Source organism: Thermomonas mangrovi (assembly GCF_028201335.1).
GTDB classification, from domain to species: Bacteria; Pseudomonadota; Gammaproteobacteria; order Xanthomonadales; family Xanthomonadaceae; genus Thermomonas; species Thermomonas mangrovi.
On the sequence record NZ_JAPEVV010000010.1, the window covers coordinates 40,979 to 57,016 of the forward strand.

14 protein-coding genes are annotated in these 16,038 nt (G+C 69.3%); 7 read left to right on the forward strand and 7 right to left on the reverse strand.

Translation table 11 applies throughout. From position 1 onward, the window contains the following. A complete protein-coding gene (locus tag ON759_RS13590; RefSeq protein WP_345780555.1) occupies positions 1-321 on the forward strand; it encodes a hypothetical protein in 321 nt (106 codons plus the stop codon). Here the strand turns inward: ON759_RS13590 and ON759_RS13595 are convergent, their stop codons facing one another. The 6 genes from ON759_RS13595 to ON759_RS13620 form a co-directional block, all read right to left on the reverse strand. Continuing rightward, positions 322-708, reverse strand: a complete 387-nt coding sequence (locus ON759_RS13595) for a VOC family protein (protein ID WP_271680936.1) — start codon at positions 706-708, stop codon at positions 322-324. Next, a complete protein-coding gene (locus tag ON759_RS13600; protein WP_271680937.1) occupies positions 705-1,073 on the reverse strand; it encodes a VOC family protein in 369 nt (122 codons plus the stop codon). The genes ON759_RS13595 and ON759_RS13600 overlap by 4 nt, the downstream gene beginning before the upstream one ends. A 2-nt stretch (positions 1,074-1,075) precedes the next feature. Next, positions 1,076-2,425, reverse strand: a complete 1,350-nt coding sequence (locus ON759_RS13605) for a dihydrolipoamide acetyltransferase family protein (protein ID WP_271680938.1) — start codon at positions 2,423-2,425, stop codon at positions 1,076-1,078. A gap of 9 nt (positions 2,426-2,434) precedes the next feature. Beyond that, a complete protein-coding gene (locus tag ON759_RS13610; protein WP_271680939.1) occupies positions 2,435-3,421 on the reverse strand; it encodes a transketolase C-terminal domain-containing protein in 987 nt (328 codons plus the stop codon). Continuing rightward, entirely contained in the window at positions 3,418-4,491 is a 1,074-nt protein-coding gene (pdhA, locus tag ON759_RS13615; RefSeq protein WP_271680940.1) for a pyruvate dehydrogenase (acetyl-transferring) E1 component subunit alpha, read from the reverse strand. Before pdhA ends, ON759_RS13610 begins: the two co-directional genes overlap by 4 nt. A gap of 126 nt (positions 4,492-4,617) precedes the next feature. Beyond that, positions 4,618-8,118: a Calx-beta domain-containing protein gene (locus ON759_RS13620; RefSeq protein WP_271680941.1), complete on the reverse strand. Its 3,501-nt coding sequence runs from the start codon at positions 8,116-8,118 to the stop codon at positions 4,618-4,620. Positions 8,119-8,233: 115 nt separating this feature from the next. On the opposite strand from ON759_RS13620, the gene ON759_RS13625 reads away from it, so the two are divergent. From ON759_RS13625 to ON759_RS13640, 4 genes are all read left to right on the forward strand, one after another. Then, a complete protein-coding gene (locus tag ON759_RS13625) occupies positions 8,234-9,121 on the forward strand; it encodes a tryptophan 2,3-dioxygenase (RefSeq protein WP_271680942.1) in 888 nt (295 codons plus the stop codon). Continuing rightward, positions 9,118-9,780: an energy-coupling factor ABC transporter permease gene (locus ON759_RS13630; protein ID WP_271680943.1), complete on the forward strand. Its 663-nt coding sequence runs from the start codon at positions 9,118-9,120 to the stop codon at positions 9,778-9,780. The genes ON759_RS13625 and ON759_RS13630 overlap by 4 nt, the downstream gene beginning before the upstream one ends. Positions 9,781-9,889: 109 nt before the next feature. Next, positions 9,890-11,422, forward strand: a complete 1,533-nt coding sequence (locus ON759_RS13635; protein ID WP_271680944.1) for a peptide MFS transporter — start codon at positions 9,890-9,892, stop codon at positions 11,420-11,422. A 118-nt stretch (positions 11,423-11,540) separates the two neighbouring features. After that, positions 11,541-12,833 (forward strand): MFS transporter, encoded by a 1,293-nt coding sequence (locus tag ON759_RS13640; RefSeq protein ID WP_271680945.1) that lies wholly within the window; start codon positions 11,541-11,543, stop codon positions 12,831-12,833. Here ON759_RS13640 and ON759_RS13645 read toward each other — a convergent pair. Next, a complete protein-coding gene (locus ON759_RS13645) occupies positions 12,830-13,318 on the reverse strand; it encodes a MarR family winged helix-turn-helix transcriptional regulator (RefSeq protein ID WP_271680946.1) in 489 nt (162 codons plus the stop codon). The genes ON759_RS13640 and ON759_RS13645 overlap by 4 nt on opposite strands. A 69-nt stretch (positions 13,319-13,387) precedes the next feature. Here ON759_RS13645 and hppD point away from each other — a divergent pair, with 69 nt between their 5' ends. Both hppD and hmgA read left to right on the forward strand, forming a co-directional pair. Next, positions 13,388-14,485, forward strand: a complete 1,098-nt coding sequence (gene hppD, locus ON759_RS13650) for a 4-hydroxyphenylpyruvate dioxygenase (RefSeq protein ID WP_271680947.1) — start codon at positions 13,388-13,390, stop codon at positions 14,483-14,485. Between the two features lie 67 nt (positions 14,486-14,552). Then, positions 14,553-15,863 (forward strand): homogentisate 1,2-dioxygenase, encoded by a 1,311-nt coding sequence (gene hmgA / locus ON759_RS13655; RefSeq protein WP_271680948.1) that lies wholly within the window; start codon positions 14,553-14,555, stop codon positions 15,861-15,863. Positions 15,864-16,038: the final 175 nt, after the last annotated feature.

Below are 16,038 nucleotides of genomic sequence, written 5' to 3' on the forward strand. Positions count from 1 at the left end.
ATGAGCGACCTCGCTGGCCTGCCGTTGCTGGCGTTGGTCCTGTTCGCGCCGTGGTTCCTGATCCTGGGCTGGCTGTACTGGTGGTTCCCGCGCCAGCCGCGGACCGCCGCGCGCCGCCGCTTCGACGTGGCCGCCCTGGCCCTGGCCGTGCTCGCCTGCATCGCCAGCCTGCACCTGAGCTTCGATGCCGCGGATCGCAGCCACGGGCACCTGTGGCCGCAGGTGCTGGCGACCTCGGTCGGCTATGGCGTGTTCCTGGGGGTGCTCGCCGGCGCGGTGCTGCTGCGGCGTCGCTGGCCGGGGCTTTCGCAGCCGCGCTGATCAGTCCCAGTCGTTCCAGGCCACGCCGCGGTCCGGGAACTTGGTCCTGACCACGCAGAAGCGTTGCCCGGTCGGGGCTTCCATCACCCACCAGCGCTTCACGAAGGCGATCTTCTTCGCGCCAAGGCGTTCCAGGCGGTCCGCCTCGGCATCGACGTCGTCGGTCTCGATGTCGAGGTGCACGCGCGAGGGATGCGCCACCTGCTGCACTTCGATGTGCAGCTCGCCCGGCGTGTCGCCGAGCATCTGGTAGGCCGCGGTCGCGTCGCCCGCCTCGCGGTCGGCGATGCTGCAGCCGAGCGCACGCGCCCAGAAGTCGGTCGCGGCATCGAGGTCGTCGGTCTTGCAGTCGATGATGAAGCCGGACAGGCGGCTGCGATGGCTCATGGCGCGCTCCCGCTGATTGGCGTGCCGAACTGCAACAGGAAACCGTTCAAGTCGTAAATCGCGAACTCGCGCATCCCGTAGTCGAAGGCTTCGAGCGGATAGCAGACCCTGGCGCGATCCTTCAAGCGTTGCCACCAGGCATCGACGTCGTCGCAACGCAGGTACAGCGAGCCGGTGAAGGCGGGCACGCAGTCGCCTTCGTGCGCGTTGAACGCGGACAGCATCAGTTCGATGCCGTCGCGCTGCAGGAAAGCCCAGCCCTCGCTGCCATCAGAGCACGATTCCAAGCCGAGCGCGTCGCGGTACCACGCCACCGCCGCCGGCACATCCGGCACCCGCAGCATCGGTACCAGCGCCTGCAGCATCCTCAGTTCGGCGCAGACAGGTCGTCCAGCAGCGCGGCGAGGAAGCGCGCGGCCTCGCCGCCGGTGCAGGCGCGATGGTCGAAGGTCAGCGAGATCGGCATGCGCCGGTGCACCCCGATGCCGCCCATCACCGCGACGACGTCGTGCGAGAGCTTGCCGGCGCCGATGATCGCCACGCACGGCGGCACCACCACCGGCGTCGCGTAGCGGCCGGCGAACATGCCGAAGTTGGACAGCGAGATCGTGTAGCCGGACAGCTCCGACGGCGGGATCGAGCGATCCTCGACCTGCGCGCGCAGGCGCTTGATCGCGCCACGCACGCCGTTGGCGTCGAGCATGTCGGCATTGCGCAGCGCCGGCACGAACAGGCCGTCGTCGGTGTCCACCGCGATGCCGATGTCGACGTGCGGGTGCAGGGTGCGGGTGAGGTTCGCGCCGTCGAACCAGGCGTTGAGCGCAGGCACCGCCTTGCATGCGGCGACGACCGCGCGCACCAGCCGCGCGGTGATGTCCTGGCGGCCGAGCCAGGCATGCAGGTCGGCATCGTCGACCAGCGTGGTGGGCACCACCTGCGCATGCGCGTCGGCCATGACCCGCGCCATATTGCGGCGCACGCCCTTGAGCTGCTCCGGCTGGCCGGTCGCGGCCACGCCCGGCGGCTGCGTGCGCATCGGCTTGCCGGCCTGCGACAGCGTGCTGCGGGTGCCCCCACCCGAATGCGCTGCGCGCATTCCTCCCTCCCCCGCTTGCGGGGGAGGGCTGGGGAGGGGGCGCGCGGTACCGGCCTTCGCCGAGCCATCCGCGGCGGCATGCTTCACGTCCTGCATGGTGACCGTGCCGTCCGGCCCGCTGGCGCGCACCCGCGCGATGTCGACGCCGAGCTTGCGCGCCATCGCGCGCACCGCCGGTACCGCCTTGGCGCCACCGACCGCCATCGCGGCCTCGGCATGCACGGCGGTGCCGACCTGCATCGCGCCGACCACGGTCCCGGCATCGGCTGGTTTTTCACCGCTCCCCTCCGCGGGAGAGGTCGCCGCGCTCGTTGCGGCGGGAGAGGGGGGCGGGCCATGGTGGTGGCCGGTGTCCTGGCCTTCCGCGCGCTGCGGCAGCGAGGCATCGACCTCGAATTCCGCGAGCATGCTGCCGGTCACGATCACGTCGCCGGCCGCGCCCGCCAGTTTCAGGACCTTGCCGCTGACCGGCGAGGGCACGTCCACCACCGCCTTGGCGGTTTCCATCGAGACCAGGTTCTGGTCGAGGCGGATGGTGTCGCCTTCCTTGACGTACCACTCGACGATGGTGGCGTCCGGCAGGCCCTCGCCGAGGTCGGGCAACAGGAATTTCTTGGACATGCGGGATCCTCAGGAATGCGCCATCGCGCGCCTGGCGGCGGCGACGATCTTGTCCACGCTCGGGAGGTACTTCATCTCGAGCCGGAACAGCGGGATGTGGGTGTCGTAGCCGGTGACGCGCTCGACCGGCGCCAGCAGGTCGAACAGGCAGTCCTCGGCGATCCGTGCCGCGACTTCGGCGCCGAAGCCCGCGGTCTTCGCCGCCTCGTGCACGATCACGCAGCGGCCGGTCTTGGCCACCGACTCGGCGATGGTCGGGAAGTCCAGCGGCTTCAGGGTGGCGACGTCGATCACCTCGGCGCTGATGCCCTCGGCGGCGAGTTTCTCGGCGGCCTCCAGGGTTTCCTTCACCTGCGCGCCCCAGGTCACCAGGGTCACGTCGCTGCCATCGCGCAGCACGAAGCACACATCCAGCGGCAGGGCTTCGCCGTCGTCCGGCACCAGTTCCTTGTACTGCCGGTAGATGCGCTTGGGCTCCATGTAGATCACCGGGTCCGGGTCGCGGATCGCGGCCAGCAGCAGGCCATACGCGCGTTGCGGCGAGGACGGCATGACCACGCGCAGGCCCGGGACGTTGGTGAAGATCGATTCGTTCGCCTCGCTGTGGTGCTCCGGCGCGCGGATGCCGCCGCCCCATGGCACGCGCAGCACCATCGGGCAGGTCAGGCGGCCCCGGGTGCGGTAACGCATGCGCGCGGCGTGGCACACGATGAAATCGACCATCGGGTACATGAAGCCGTCGAACTGCGCCTCGGCGACCGGCTTCATTCCCTGCGACGCCATGCCCACGGTGAGGCCGGCGATCGTGGTTTCGTCGAGCGGGGTGTCGAGGATGCGCTCGGGGCCGAAGGTCGACGACAGGCCGGCGGTGGCGCGGAACACGCCGCCGTTGACGCCGACGTCCTCGCCGAGCACGACCACCGACGGATCATTGCGCAGCTCGTAGGCCAGCGCCTGGGTGATCGCCTCGATCAGGGCAATGGGCTGGTCGCTCACGGGCGTCCCTCCTGCGCGATGGCCTGTTCGCGTTGCGCGAGCACCTCGGCCGGCATGTCGCCGTAGAGGTAGTCGAACATCGCTTCCACCGGCTGCACCGGGGTTTCCAAGTAGGCATTGATCTCGACATCGACCCGCTGGCCGCAGTCCTCGATCCACGCGTCTTCCTGCGCCTGGTCCCACAGGCCGGCATCGGTGAGGAACTTGCGCAGGCGCAGGAACGGCTCCTTCTCCCATGCGGCCTTGACCTCGTCCTCGCCGCGGTAGCGGCGGGCGTCGTCGGCGGTGGTGTGGTCGTGCAGGCGGTAGGTGAGGAACTCGATCACGCTGCCGCCTTCGCCGGCGCGTGCGCGCGCGTGCGCTCGGCGCATCGCCTCCAGTACCGCGACCAGGTCGTTGCCGTCCACCTGCAGGCAATGCAGGCCGCCGGCCAGCCCCTTTTGCGCCAGCGTCTGCGCCCCGGTCTGCGCCTTGCGCGGCACCGAGATCGCCCAGCCGTTGTTGATCACGCACAGCACCAGCGGCAGCGAATACGCGCCGGCGGAGTTCACCGCGGCGTAGAAGTCGGTCTTGGACGAGCCGCCGTCGCCGCAGGTCGCGACGGCAACGCGCTGCTCGCCGCGCAACTTGAATGCGAGCGCGGCGCCGGACGCCATCAGGCATTGGGTGGAAATCGGCACGCACCACGGGTAGTCGCCGCGCGGCCCCGCGAAATCGTTGCCGCGTTCGTCGCCGCCCCAGTACAGCAGCACCTCGCGCGGGCGCACGCCGCGTTCGAACTGCGCGCCGTATTCTCGGTAGCTGGGGGCGAACACGTCCTCGGGTCGCATCGAGGTGCCGATCCCGACATGGGTCGCCTCGTGGCCCAGGCAGGCCGCGTAGGTCCCCAGCTTGCCGGTGCGCTGCAGGGCGATCGCCTTGGTGTCGAAGGTGCGCACGAACAGCATCCGCTTGAACAGCGGCAGCAAGGCCGCGGCATCCGCCACCGCCGGCGGCAACGGGCCGGACAGGGTGCCGTCCGGCTTCAGGTATTGCAGGTATTCGATCTCGAAGCTGGCCGCGAGGCTCATTCGCCGTCCCATTGGTGCATTGGTTGCGAATGATACGGTTGCGGCGTTAGCGGTCCGTTGCGCGCTGCAAAAAAAAGGGGAGCGGTTGGCCGCTCCCCCTGGGTGTTGCAGACCCGGAGGTCGTGTTCAGCGCAGGCTGGGCTGCGGGTTCACCAGGCAGTACGGCAGGTCGCGGTAGCGGTTCGTCCAGCGGTGGATCCAGCTTTCCAGGGTGGAGCCGGTGTACCCCTTTTCGCAGATGTTCTGGCACCACTGCAGCTTGGTGCCGGTATAGCCGTCGTTCGCGCAGGTGGTGGTCACCGTGTAGTCGAGCACGACGCTGGCGACGTTGCCGGCATTGTCGGTCGCGGTGCAGGTCGTCGAGCGGGTGCCGGTGCTGCTGGTATCCAGCGGATCGCAGCCCGCGTTCGCGATGCCCGAGGTGGCGTCGCTGGCGTTCGGCGATGCGCTGTAGCTGCCGCCCACCAGGATCGTGGCGGGGACGGTCGGCGCCAGCGTCGGGGCGGTGGCATCGCGCTTGATCGACACCGTGGTCACGCTGGTGGTGCCGCCGCTGCTGGTGGCGCTGCAGGTGTAGGTCGCGCCGGCGGTGTCGCTGGACAGCGTGCTGTCCTCGCAGCCGGTGGTGGTGGTCACCGTGGTCTCCGGATCCACCACCGTCCAGTGCACGCCCACGTCGCTGGTGTACCAGCCGTTGTCGCCATCCGGCGCGGCGGGGGTGAGCGTGTAACCGACCTCCGGGCCGCTGGAGTCGGCGACCAGGCGGATGCTGAGGCGGACCGGGTCGTGGTCGGAGGTGCGGATCGCGGTGCCGGCGACGCCGAAGTTGTGCACGCCGAAGTCGGCGTTGATGCGCGCGTGCTCGATGATCGCGTCGGAGACGGCGGCGTCGGTCACCAGCGCCTCGTTGACGACCACGTGGTCCAGCGTCTGCGCGCTGCCCTCGAAGACGTACGAGTAACGCTCCGCCGGATCGGCGATCAGGTCGCTGCCATCCACCAGCGGGGTCGCCACCGGGCTGGCCACCCAGGTGATCGCCTCGTTCTCCGGCACCTGGTCGCCGCGCACGATGCCCATGATGTCGGCGTAGCCGTCGTTGAACTCGAAGGCGTTGAAGTCGCCGACCAGCACGATCTTCTCGTTCGGATCCGCGACCTGCCGGTCGTTCACGAGGTTGGCCAGGAACACCGCCTGCTGGGCGCGCTTGTTGCGCACGCGGTCGCCCTCGGTCGGCCAGCCGCTGCTGCCCGGCGAGGTGTCGTCGATGCCGTTGAGGGAGCGCAGGTGGTTGACGAACACGGTGACCGGGTAGCTGGCGCCGGTGTCGGCGTGCACGACGGCGCGCAGCATCAGCGGCGGGCGGTCGTTGAGCAGCGCGGTGCTGGTGTCCGGGTTGGTGAATAGCGTGTTCTTGCCGTACTGGGTGACTTCGAGCACCTCGACGCGCGGGGTCGGCGTGGTGCCGCCGGTGTCGCGGGTATTCACCAGGAAGCCCACGTTGATACCGCCCGGGTCGTTGCCCTGCACCAGGTAGGGCACGTAGGTCGGTGCGCGGCCGCAGGTCGCGTTGATGCGGTCCGCCAGCAGGCCGAGGACGCGCAGGTTCTCGACTTCCACCACGCCCAGGATGTCGGGCGCCTTCAGGTAGTCGCAGATCGCGGTGGAGGTCTTGGTCAGGCGCTTGTCCACCGCGGCAGCGGTGAGGGTCGGGGCACCGTTGCTGTCGTTCACTTCATCGAAGAAGCGCAGCAGGTTGAAGCCGGCGATGGTGACGTCGTCGGTGCCCGGGTCGGAGACCGCGGTCGCGGTCTTGCCGCCGGCGACGGCGACCGTGCCGTTGTCCGGCAGCAACGCCCAGGTGCCGGCGAAGTAGTCGAGCACGCCGACCATGCCGGTCACCGTGGCGCCGGCGTCCAGCGCGACCGCAGTGGCGCCCACCTGGCCGCGGCTGCGGACCATCAGGCGTTCCTGGTTGGTGTCGAACAGCGGCGGGGTCTTGCCGGGCGGGATCGGGAACACGTCCATGACCCCGATGCCGGGCTCGCGGTAGGGCCGCCCGACGCCCGCCAGCACCACCTGGAACACGCCGGTGCTGCTCGCGGTGGCGCTGGATTCGGTGATGTTGCCCTCGGAACCTTCGACCACGGTCGCCTCGGGCACGCTCACGCGCATGCCCTCGAACTTTTCCGCGGTGCCGGGGTCGGAGGCCGCGTTGAAGTCGGCGCTGGCCAGCACGACGGGCGCAGGCAACGGGTTGCCGCTGCTGAGCTGGATGATCGTCGACGGGGAGACCAGTTCGGTGATCGACAGCTGGTTGAGGTTGCTGCCCGGGGTGAACTCGGACACCGTGGCGGTGACCCGCACCCGGTTGCCGATCGCGGCGGCGGCGGGCGGCGCCGTGCTGGTGAAGACGAAGATGCCCTCGGAGGTGGCGGGGTCCGCGTCGACCTCGGCGTCGGCGGTCTGCAGGAAGAAGCCGTTGTTGAACTTCAGCGCGGTGACGATGCCCTCGGTGGTGACGCTGGCGCCGTTGAGCGGCGATCCCAGGCCAGCACCCTGGATGTCGTGGATCGGGACGATGGTGATGTCGTCGTTCTGGATCGAGCCGAGGCCCTGGCCTTGCGTCACCACCGCGCCGGTCACGTTGGTGACGTTGACGAAGAAGCCCTCGTTCGGCTCGTTCGCGGTGTCGCCGTAGATGGTGACCGAGAAGCTGTAGCTGGTGGACCCGGCCGGGATGGTCTGCGCCGTGAGCGACTTGGCCTCGAAGTCGGAGGGCGAGGTCGCCGTCCCGTCCGCGGTGGCGATGTCGAAGCTCACGCCGCCGGCGCCCGCCGGGGCCGACAGCGACACGGTGAAGGTCATCAGCGTGGTGCCGCTGTTGCCCTCCATCTGGGTGACGTCGTTGATGCTCAGCGCGACCTGGCCGGGGCCGCCGTTCGGGGTGATGCTGAAGTCATCGACCGCCAGGCCGTCGTCGGCGCCGGAGGCATCGCCGTCGAGCCAGCGGATGCAGAAGCTCGCGCCGTTGGCGATCGACAGGCTGCCGATGGTGTCGCTGAGGGCGGTGCGGTTGGCGGCGGCATTGCCGTCCTTGGCGCCGGTGGTCGCGGTATTCGGGGTGCTGAAGTTCAGCGTGGCGACGCTGGTCCAGGCGCCGGTCGTCAACGAGGTGGCGTCGAGGCTGTACTCGAAACCGAGGCCGTCGGCGCGCGCTGCGGTGCCCAGGCGCCATTGTTCGCCGGTGTAGGCGATCGCCAGGCTCGAAATGGTCCCGCCGGTGTTGTTGGTGAAGCAGGCACCGAAGATCGAGATGAGCGTGCCGCTGCGCAGGCTGCCGAAGGCCCGTTCGGTGCTGCCGGCCGAGCCGTAGCTGTAGGTGTCGCCGGTGTTGCTGCTGCCGGTGTCGACGGCGTACTGCTCGTTGTCGCGCGCCCCGCCGCCGGATTCGGTCAGTTGCCAGCCGGTGGGCAGGGCCGTGTTGGTGGTGGAGCCGGCGGTGTTCGACAGCGTGTCGAAGTTCTGCGAGTAGGTGCCGCCGGTGAGGCTGACGTTCTGCGCCTGCGCGGCGCCTGCACCCAGCACGAGTAGGAGCGCCACACCGAGGCGCCGAGCGATCTGCTTCATTCTGTTGTCCCCAAGGAAGCCCGTCCCCCCGGGACCGGCCTCCCGATTTTGCGGCATTTTGGTGACAGCTGCATGTCCGGGGCGCCCGTGCCTGACTGCGTGCCAGAATGCGCCCATGGCCAACGACCAGAACCTGCGCGCCCTCGAGGACGGCATCCATGTCGACCTGGACGGCCGCCTGACCTATGGCGGCTACCTGCGCCTCGACCAGCTGCTGACCGCCCAGCAGCCGCTGTCGCAGCCGCCGCACCACGACGAGATGCTGTTCATCGTCCAGCACCAGGTCAGCGAGCTGTGGCTCAAGCTGCTGATCCACGAGCTCAGTGCAGCGGTCGAGCACCTGCGCCACGACCGCGTGTGGCAGTTCGGCAAGGTCGCCGCGCGCTGCAAGCGGGTGCTGGATCAGCTGACCGGGCAATGGTCGGTGCTCGAGACCCTCACCCCCTCCGAATACATGGAGTTCCGCGAGATCCTCGGGCCCTCGTCGGGCTTCCAGTCGCTGCAGTACCGCACCGTCGAGTTCCTGATGGGCAACAAGAACGCGGGGATGGCCAAGGTCTTCCGCCACGATCCCGAGGCCCACGCGGTGCTGGTGGCGGTGTTGCAGGCGCCGAGCCTGTACGACGAATTCCTGCGCTACCTCGCGCGCTGGGGCCATGCCGTGCCGGCCTCCAGCCTGGAGCGCGACTGGTCGACCCCGCACGTCGCCGACCCGGCGCTGCTTCCGGTGTTCGAGCGCATCTACGAGGACACCGGCCGCTACTGGCGCGAATACGCGCTGTGCGAGGACCTGGTCGACCTCGAGACCCAGTTCCAGCTCTGGCGCTTCCGCCATATGCGCACGGTGATGCGGATCATCGGCTTCAAGCGCGGCACCGGCGGGTCGTCGGGCGTCGACTTCCTCAAGCGCGCGCTGGACCTCACCTTCTTCCCCGAGCTGTTCCAGGTGCGCACCAGCATCGGCGCCGATCGCGGCTACGGGGAGGCGGACGCGGGCGGATGAACGCCGGCGTGCCGGAGGCGGTGCAGGTCGCCGCGCTGGCGGCCTCCGCGGTGGTCCTCGCCTCCACCGCGCGACGCCTGCCTTGGCACAAGCTGGAGGGCGACCGCGAAGCGCAGCGCGTGCTCCTGCTGGCGACCTTCGGCCTGGCGGCGTTGCGCTGGTTCAACGCCGATGCGCTGGCCGGCAGCAGCCTGCATTTCCTCGGTGCGGCGATCGCCAGCCTGATGTTCGGCCCCGGCTTCGCGTTGTGGGCGTTGGCCGTGGCCAGCCTGCTGGCCTGGGTCGGCGAGACCGCATGGCTGGGGTGGGGGCCGGATTTCCTCGCCTGCGGCGTGGTGCCGGTACTTGTCGCCCGTGCGCTGTTCCGCTTCGAGCAGGCGCGCCTGCCGCCCAACCTGTTCGTCTACGTGCTGGTCAACGGCTTCCTGGGCGGCGGCCTCTCGATGCTGGCCTCGCAGCTGGCCAAGGCCGGCGCATCGGCGTGGCTCGACGTCGGCCAACCCGGCGTCTACCTGGCCAGCGCGGTGCCGATGATGTTCGGCGAGGGCTTCCTGTCCGGCGGCGCGATGGCGCTGGTGGTGGTGTACCGCCCGCACTGGTGCGCGACCTTCGACGACCGCCGCTACCTGCGTCCCCCCGGCGACCCGCCGGCTGGATGAATGGGGGAGGTTTGACGGCGCGCGGCAGGGTCGGTGATCCTCCGCCGGTTCCGCGCGCCGCGCGGACCGCGTACCCAGACCTCCAATCGCACGACCAAGGGGAGACCGCATGAGCGGAGCCGTAGACACGCCAACCCCGGTGAATCCACCGGAATTCCCGCAACTCATGGGGCATCCGCGCCCGTTGTGGATGCTGTTCATGTCGGAGTTCTGGGAGCGCTTCGCGTTCTACGGCATCCGTTGGGCGATGGTGCTCTACATCGTCGCCCAGTTCCATGGCGGCGACGCCTCCGGCGAGAAGCCGGCCAGCGAGCTGTACGGTGCCTACCTGGCGCTGGTCTACGCCGGCGCGATCTTCGGCGGCTACGTCGCCGACAAGCTGATCGGCTACCAACGCTCGATCCTGCTCGGCGCGGTGGTGATGTCGGCGGGCCTGTTCCTGCTGGCCTCGCCCACCGAATCCATGTTCAAGCTGGGCCTGGCCACCATCATCGTCGGCAACGGCCTGTTCAAGCCGATCATCTCCACCATGGTCGGCAAGCTTTACGCGCAGGGCGATGAGCGCCGCGATTCGGGCTTCACCATCTTCTACATGGGCATCAACCTGGGCGCGCTGCTGGCGCCGCTGGTGACCCAGTACCTGGCCAAGAAGATCTTCGGCATCGAGGACATGCCGGCCTACAAGATCGTCTTCATCTCGGCCGGCATCGGCATGCTGCTCAGCCTGGTGTGGTTCTGGCTGGGTCGCGGCCAGCTCAAGGGCATCGGATTGCCGGCGCCGCACCAGGCCGGGCTGCGCAACGTCAGCCTGGTGCTGCTGTTCGGCGTGCTGGTCGGCATTCCCTTGTTCTATGCCTTGCTCACCATCGACGCTGGCCTGCTGCAAGGCATCCTGATGGCGCTGTTCGTGATCCCCGCGATCATGCTGCTGCGCGAAGGCGTGGTCGAAGGCCAGGTCTCGCGCGACAAGGTGATGGCGATGCTGACCATCTTCGTGTTCAACGTGCTGTTCTGGATGTTCTTCGAGCAGGCCGGCAGTTCGTTCAACTTCCTCGCCGACAAGATCGTGGACCGCGACATCGGCATGCAGGGCCTGTTCCAGGCGCTGGCCGGCACCAACAATTTCCCGGTGTCCTGGTTCCAGTCGGTGAACTCGGTGGCGATCATCGCGCTGGCGCCGGTGCTGGCCTGGCTGTGGGTGAAGATGGGCAAGAACAACCCGATCATCCCGCGCAAGTTCGGCCTGGGCCTGATCTTCAACGGCCTGGCCTTCCTGCTGCTGATGGTGGCGCTGTCCAGCATGGTCGACGACGCCGGCAAGATCCCGTTCTGGACACTGTTCATGGTCTACGTGATCCAGTCGGTGGGCGAGCTGTGCCTGTCGCCGATCGGCCTGTCGATGACCACCAAGCTCGCCCCGGCGCGGCTGGCCGGCTTGGCGATGGGCTGCTGGTTCCTGTCGATTGCGATCGGCAACAACCTGGCCGGCATCTTCGCCGGCAAGGTCAGCGGCGAAGGCGGCATGACCGTGGCCTCGGCGCATGCCGGCTACACCTTCGGCTTCTATGCCCTGGTCGGTTCCGGCGTGCTGCTGTTCCTGATCGCCCCGCTGATCCAGAAGTGGATGCACGGGGTGAAGTAAGCACCCCCGTCGCGGTGCGGAGACGGCGCCTTCGGGCGCCGTTTTCGTTGGCGCGGGGCGCTATGCTGGGGTGATCCGCGGTGCCGCCGCCCATCGAACGACAGACCGGAGCGCCACCGTGACCCCATCCGCAAGCGTTGCGCCCGCCGTGCCCAGCCCCGCGCGACGCTGGTGGGTGTTGCTGCTGGTCAGCATCGCGATGTTCGGCAACTACTACGCCTACGACGCGCTGAACCCGGTGGTCGACCTGCTGCGCTCGCAGCGCGGCCTGGACTACGGGCAGGTCGGGATGCTGTCGACCGCGTACAACATCGCCGCGCTGGCGGTGCTGCTGCTGGGCGGCTACGCCATCGACCGCTGGGGAACCCGCCGCGCGATCCCGCTATTCGCGGCGATCTGCGTGGCCGCCGCGGCGCTGACCGCCGCCGCGCCGAATTACGAGACCCTGGTGGCCGGCCGCTTCCTGCTGGGCGTGGGCGCCGAGCCGCTGATCGTGGCCGCGACCACGGTGCTGGCGAAGTGGTTCAGCGGGCGCGAGCTGGGCTTCGCCTTCGGGCTGAACCTGTCGATCTCGCGGCTGGGCTCGGCGTCCACCGACTGGTCGACGTCGTTCGCCGAACCGCTGTACGCGAACTGGCAGGACCCGCTGTGGCTCGCCACCGGGATGGCCAGCGCCGGGCTCGTCGCGGCCCTGCTGTACGTGCGGATGGAGCGCGGCGGCGTACCCGTGGCCGCCAGCGCGGCCGGCACGGCCGAACCCCTGCAGTGGCGGCGCCTGTACGCCTTCGGCAGCGCCTACTGGTACATCGTGGCGCTGTGCGTGGTGTTCTACGCGGCGGTGTTCCCGTTCCGCACCTTCGCCATCGACTATTTCCAGCAGGCGCACGGCGTGGACCGCGACGCCGCGGGCCTGCTCAGCAGCCTGCTGCCGATGGCGGCGATCATCGCCACGCCGCTGTTCGGGTTGTGGGCGGACCGGGTGGGCAAGCGCGCGCTGTTCATGCTGGCCGGCACGCTGGCGATGCTGCCGCTGTTCCTCGCCGCGACCTACCTGCCGCCGGGGCCCTTGGTGGCGCTGCCGTTCACCGGCGTGGCGGTCCCGCTCACCTTGCTGCTGGTGATGCTGGTGCTCGGCGTGGTGTTCTCGCTCATCCCCGCGGTGATGTGGCCGGCGGTCGCCTACCTGGTCGACGAGCGGCGGCTGGGCTCGGCGTATTCGCTGATGACGTTCTGCCAGCAGATCGGCTGGGCGCTGGTGCCGCTGGCGATCGGTGCGCTCAACGACCACTTCGCGGCGGGGCCGCAGAACACCGCCGGCTACGCGCCCGGCATGTGGTTCTACACCGGGCTGTCGGCCGTGGGCCTGTCTGTCGCCTGGCGGCTGTGGCGGCTCGAGGCCCGCGCCGGCTAGTCCGGCGTGGCCTCGGATTCGGCGCGCAGCTCGAGTTCGTCGAGGCGGTCGAGCAGGCGGAACAGCAGGGCGCGTTCGTCGGCCGGCATGTCGCCCAGAAGGTGCTGCTCGAACTCCACGGCCAGCGGCGCCACCTGGTCGTACACCGCGTAACCCGCCTCGGACAGGCGCAGCACCGAGCGACGGCGGTCGTCGTCGTCGAAGGCGCGTTCCAGCCGCCCGGCCTCCAGCAGGCGGGCCACCGCGCGGCTGACCGCCACCTTGTCCATCGCGGTGCGCTGCGACACCTGGTTGGCCGAGAGGCCCGGGTAGCGCCCCAGCACGGCCATCACCCGCCATTCGGTCACGGTCAGGGCGAAGCGCGCCGAGTACTCGCGGGCGATCGCGCTGCTGATCCGGTTGGACAGCACGCTGAGCCGGTAGGGCAGGAAATGCTCCAGGTCCAGGTGGGCGTGGGAGGCGGGATGGGGTCGTGTTCGGGTCATCTGCTGCGCCGCGGCTTGAGATGGTTGCAAGTGAAACCATAAGATACGCGCCCCAGCGAGGAATCCGCCATGAGCACGCAGCCCAATCTTGGCATGCAGGTCACCACCTTCGAGAACCCCATGGGCATCGACGGCTTCGAATTCGTCGAATACGCCGCCCCCGAGGGCCAGGCCGGCCAGCTGCACGACTACTTCCGCAAGCTCGGCTTCGTGCAGGTCGCGCGACACGCCTCGCGGCCGATCAGCACCTACCGGCAGGGCGACTGCACCTTCCTGATCAACGAGGACGCCGACTCGTTCGCCGGGCGCTTCGCCGCGCAGCACGGCCCGAGCGCCTGCGGCTTCGCGATCCGTTTCCGCAAGCTGGCCGAGTGGGTCCGCGTGCAGGCATTGAAGAACGGCGCGGAAGCCTTCGACGCCGCCGACGAGCTGACCAAGGCGGTCGCCGCGCCGGTGATCAAGGGCATCGGCGGCTGCATGCTCTATCTCGTCGACCGCTACGACAGCGAAGGCACCATCCACGATCCCGACTACGAATGGCTGCCGGGCGCCGAGAAGATGCCGCGCGGCTTCGGCCTGACCTTCATCGACCACCTGACCCACAACCTGTTCGTGGGCAACATGCAGAAGTGGTCGGATTACTACGAGCGCCTGTTCAACTTCCGCGAGATCCGCTACTTCGACATCAAGGGCGCCAAGACCGGGCTGCTGTCGAAGGCGATGACCGCGCCCGACGGCGTGGTGCGCATCCCGCTCAACGAGTCCAGCGACGAGAAGAGCCAGATCAACGAATACCTGCGCGCCTACAACGGCGAGGGCATCCAGCACATCGCCTGCTTCACCGACGACATCTACGCGACGGTCGAGCAGATGCGCGCCGCCGGGGTCGAGTTCCTGGACACCCCGGACACCTATTTCGAGGTGGTCGACCAGCGCATCCCCGACCACGGCGAGGACCTGGCGCGCCTGAAGCGCAACAAGATCCTGATCGACGCCGACCCGGAGACCAAGCAGCGCAAGCTGCTGCAGATCTTCACCCAGAACGCGCTGGGCCCGATCTTCTTCGAGATCATCCAGCGCAAGGGCAACGAGGGCTTCGGCGAAGGCAACTTCCAGGCCCTGTTCGAGAGCATCGAGCGCGACCAGATGCGCCGCGGCGTGCTCTGAACGCGATCGCCTGACCGACCGCCCCCTCCGCCACCGCCGCGGGCCGCGCCCGCCCTGGACCTCCCCGATGGAATCGAACGGCTACCAGTCCGGCTTCGGCAACGAATTCGCCAGCGAGGCGCTCCCGGGCACGTTGCCGCCGGGCCGCAATTCGCCGCAGCGGGTGGCGCATGGCCTGTACGCGGAGCAGATCAACGGCACCGCGTTCACCGCGCCGCGCCACCAGAACCGCCGCAGCTGGATGTACCGGATCCGTCCCGCGGCGATGCACGGGCGCTTCGAACCGTATGCCGGCCTGCAGGGCGCAAAACCGCGCCTGCACAACGACTTCGGCGACGGCCCGGTGACCCCCGACCAGCTGCGCTGGAGCCCGCAGCCGATGCCGGCGGAGGCCACCGATTTCGTCGACGGGCTGGTGACCATGGCCGGCAACGGCTCGCCGGCCGCGGCGAGCGGGATCGGCGTGCATGTGTATGCCGCCAACCGCGACATGCAGGGGCGCTGGTTCTACGACGCCGACGGCGAATTGCTGATCGTCCCGCAGCAGGGCCGCCTGCACATCGAGACCGAACTCGGCGTGCTCGACGTCGCGCCGCAGGAGATCGTGGTGGTACCGCGCGGCATCCGCTTTCGCGTCGCGCTGCCCGATGGCGAGGCGCGCGGCTACGTGTGCGAGAACTTCGGCGCGTTCCTGCGCCTGCCCGACCTCGGCCCGATCGGCAGCAACGGCCTGGCCAACCCGCGCGATTTCCTCACCCCGAACGCGGCGTACGAGGACGTGGAGGGGGACTTCGAGCTGGTGGCCAAGTTCCAGGGCCACCTGTGGCGGGCGGCGATCGGCCACTCGCCGCTGGACGTGGTCGCCTGGCACGGCAACCACGCGCCGTACAAGTACGACCTGCGGCTGTTCAACACCATCGGCTCGATCAGCTACGACCATCCGGATCCGTCGATCTTCCTGGTCCTGACCTCGCCGACCGACAGCCCCGGCGTGGGCAACCTCGACTTCGTGATCTTCGGGCCGCGCGCGCTGGTCGCGCAGGACACCTTCCGCCCGCCGTGGTTCCACCGCAACGTGGCCAGCGAGTTCATGGGCCTGGTGCATGGCGCCTACGACGCCAAGGCAGAGGGCTTCGCGCCCGGCGGCTGCTCGCTGCACAACTGCATGACCGGGCACGGGCCGGACGCGGCGACCTTCGAGAAGGCGAGCGCGGCGGATACCTCGCGGCCGGACTACATCCGCGACACCATGGCCTTCATGTTCGAGTCGCGTGCGGTCATCCGCCCGACCGCGCAGGCGCTGGACGCCGCGCACCGGCAGCGCGACTACCAGGCCTGCTGGGCGGGGCTGCAGAAGCACTTCGCGCCGCCGGCCTGAGCCTGCCGCCGTTCGCGGCGGTTTCACCACGCGATGCGACACTGCGGGCCACTCGCCCGCAGGAGCCCGCGCATGAAACCCGTCCTCCCGATCCTGTTGCTGGCCGCGTGCGCCGGCGGCTGCGCCGACCGGGCCGCGCCGCCCGCCGCCCCGGCACCCGCCGAGGCGGCACCGG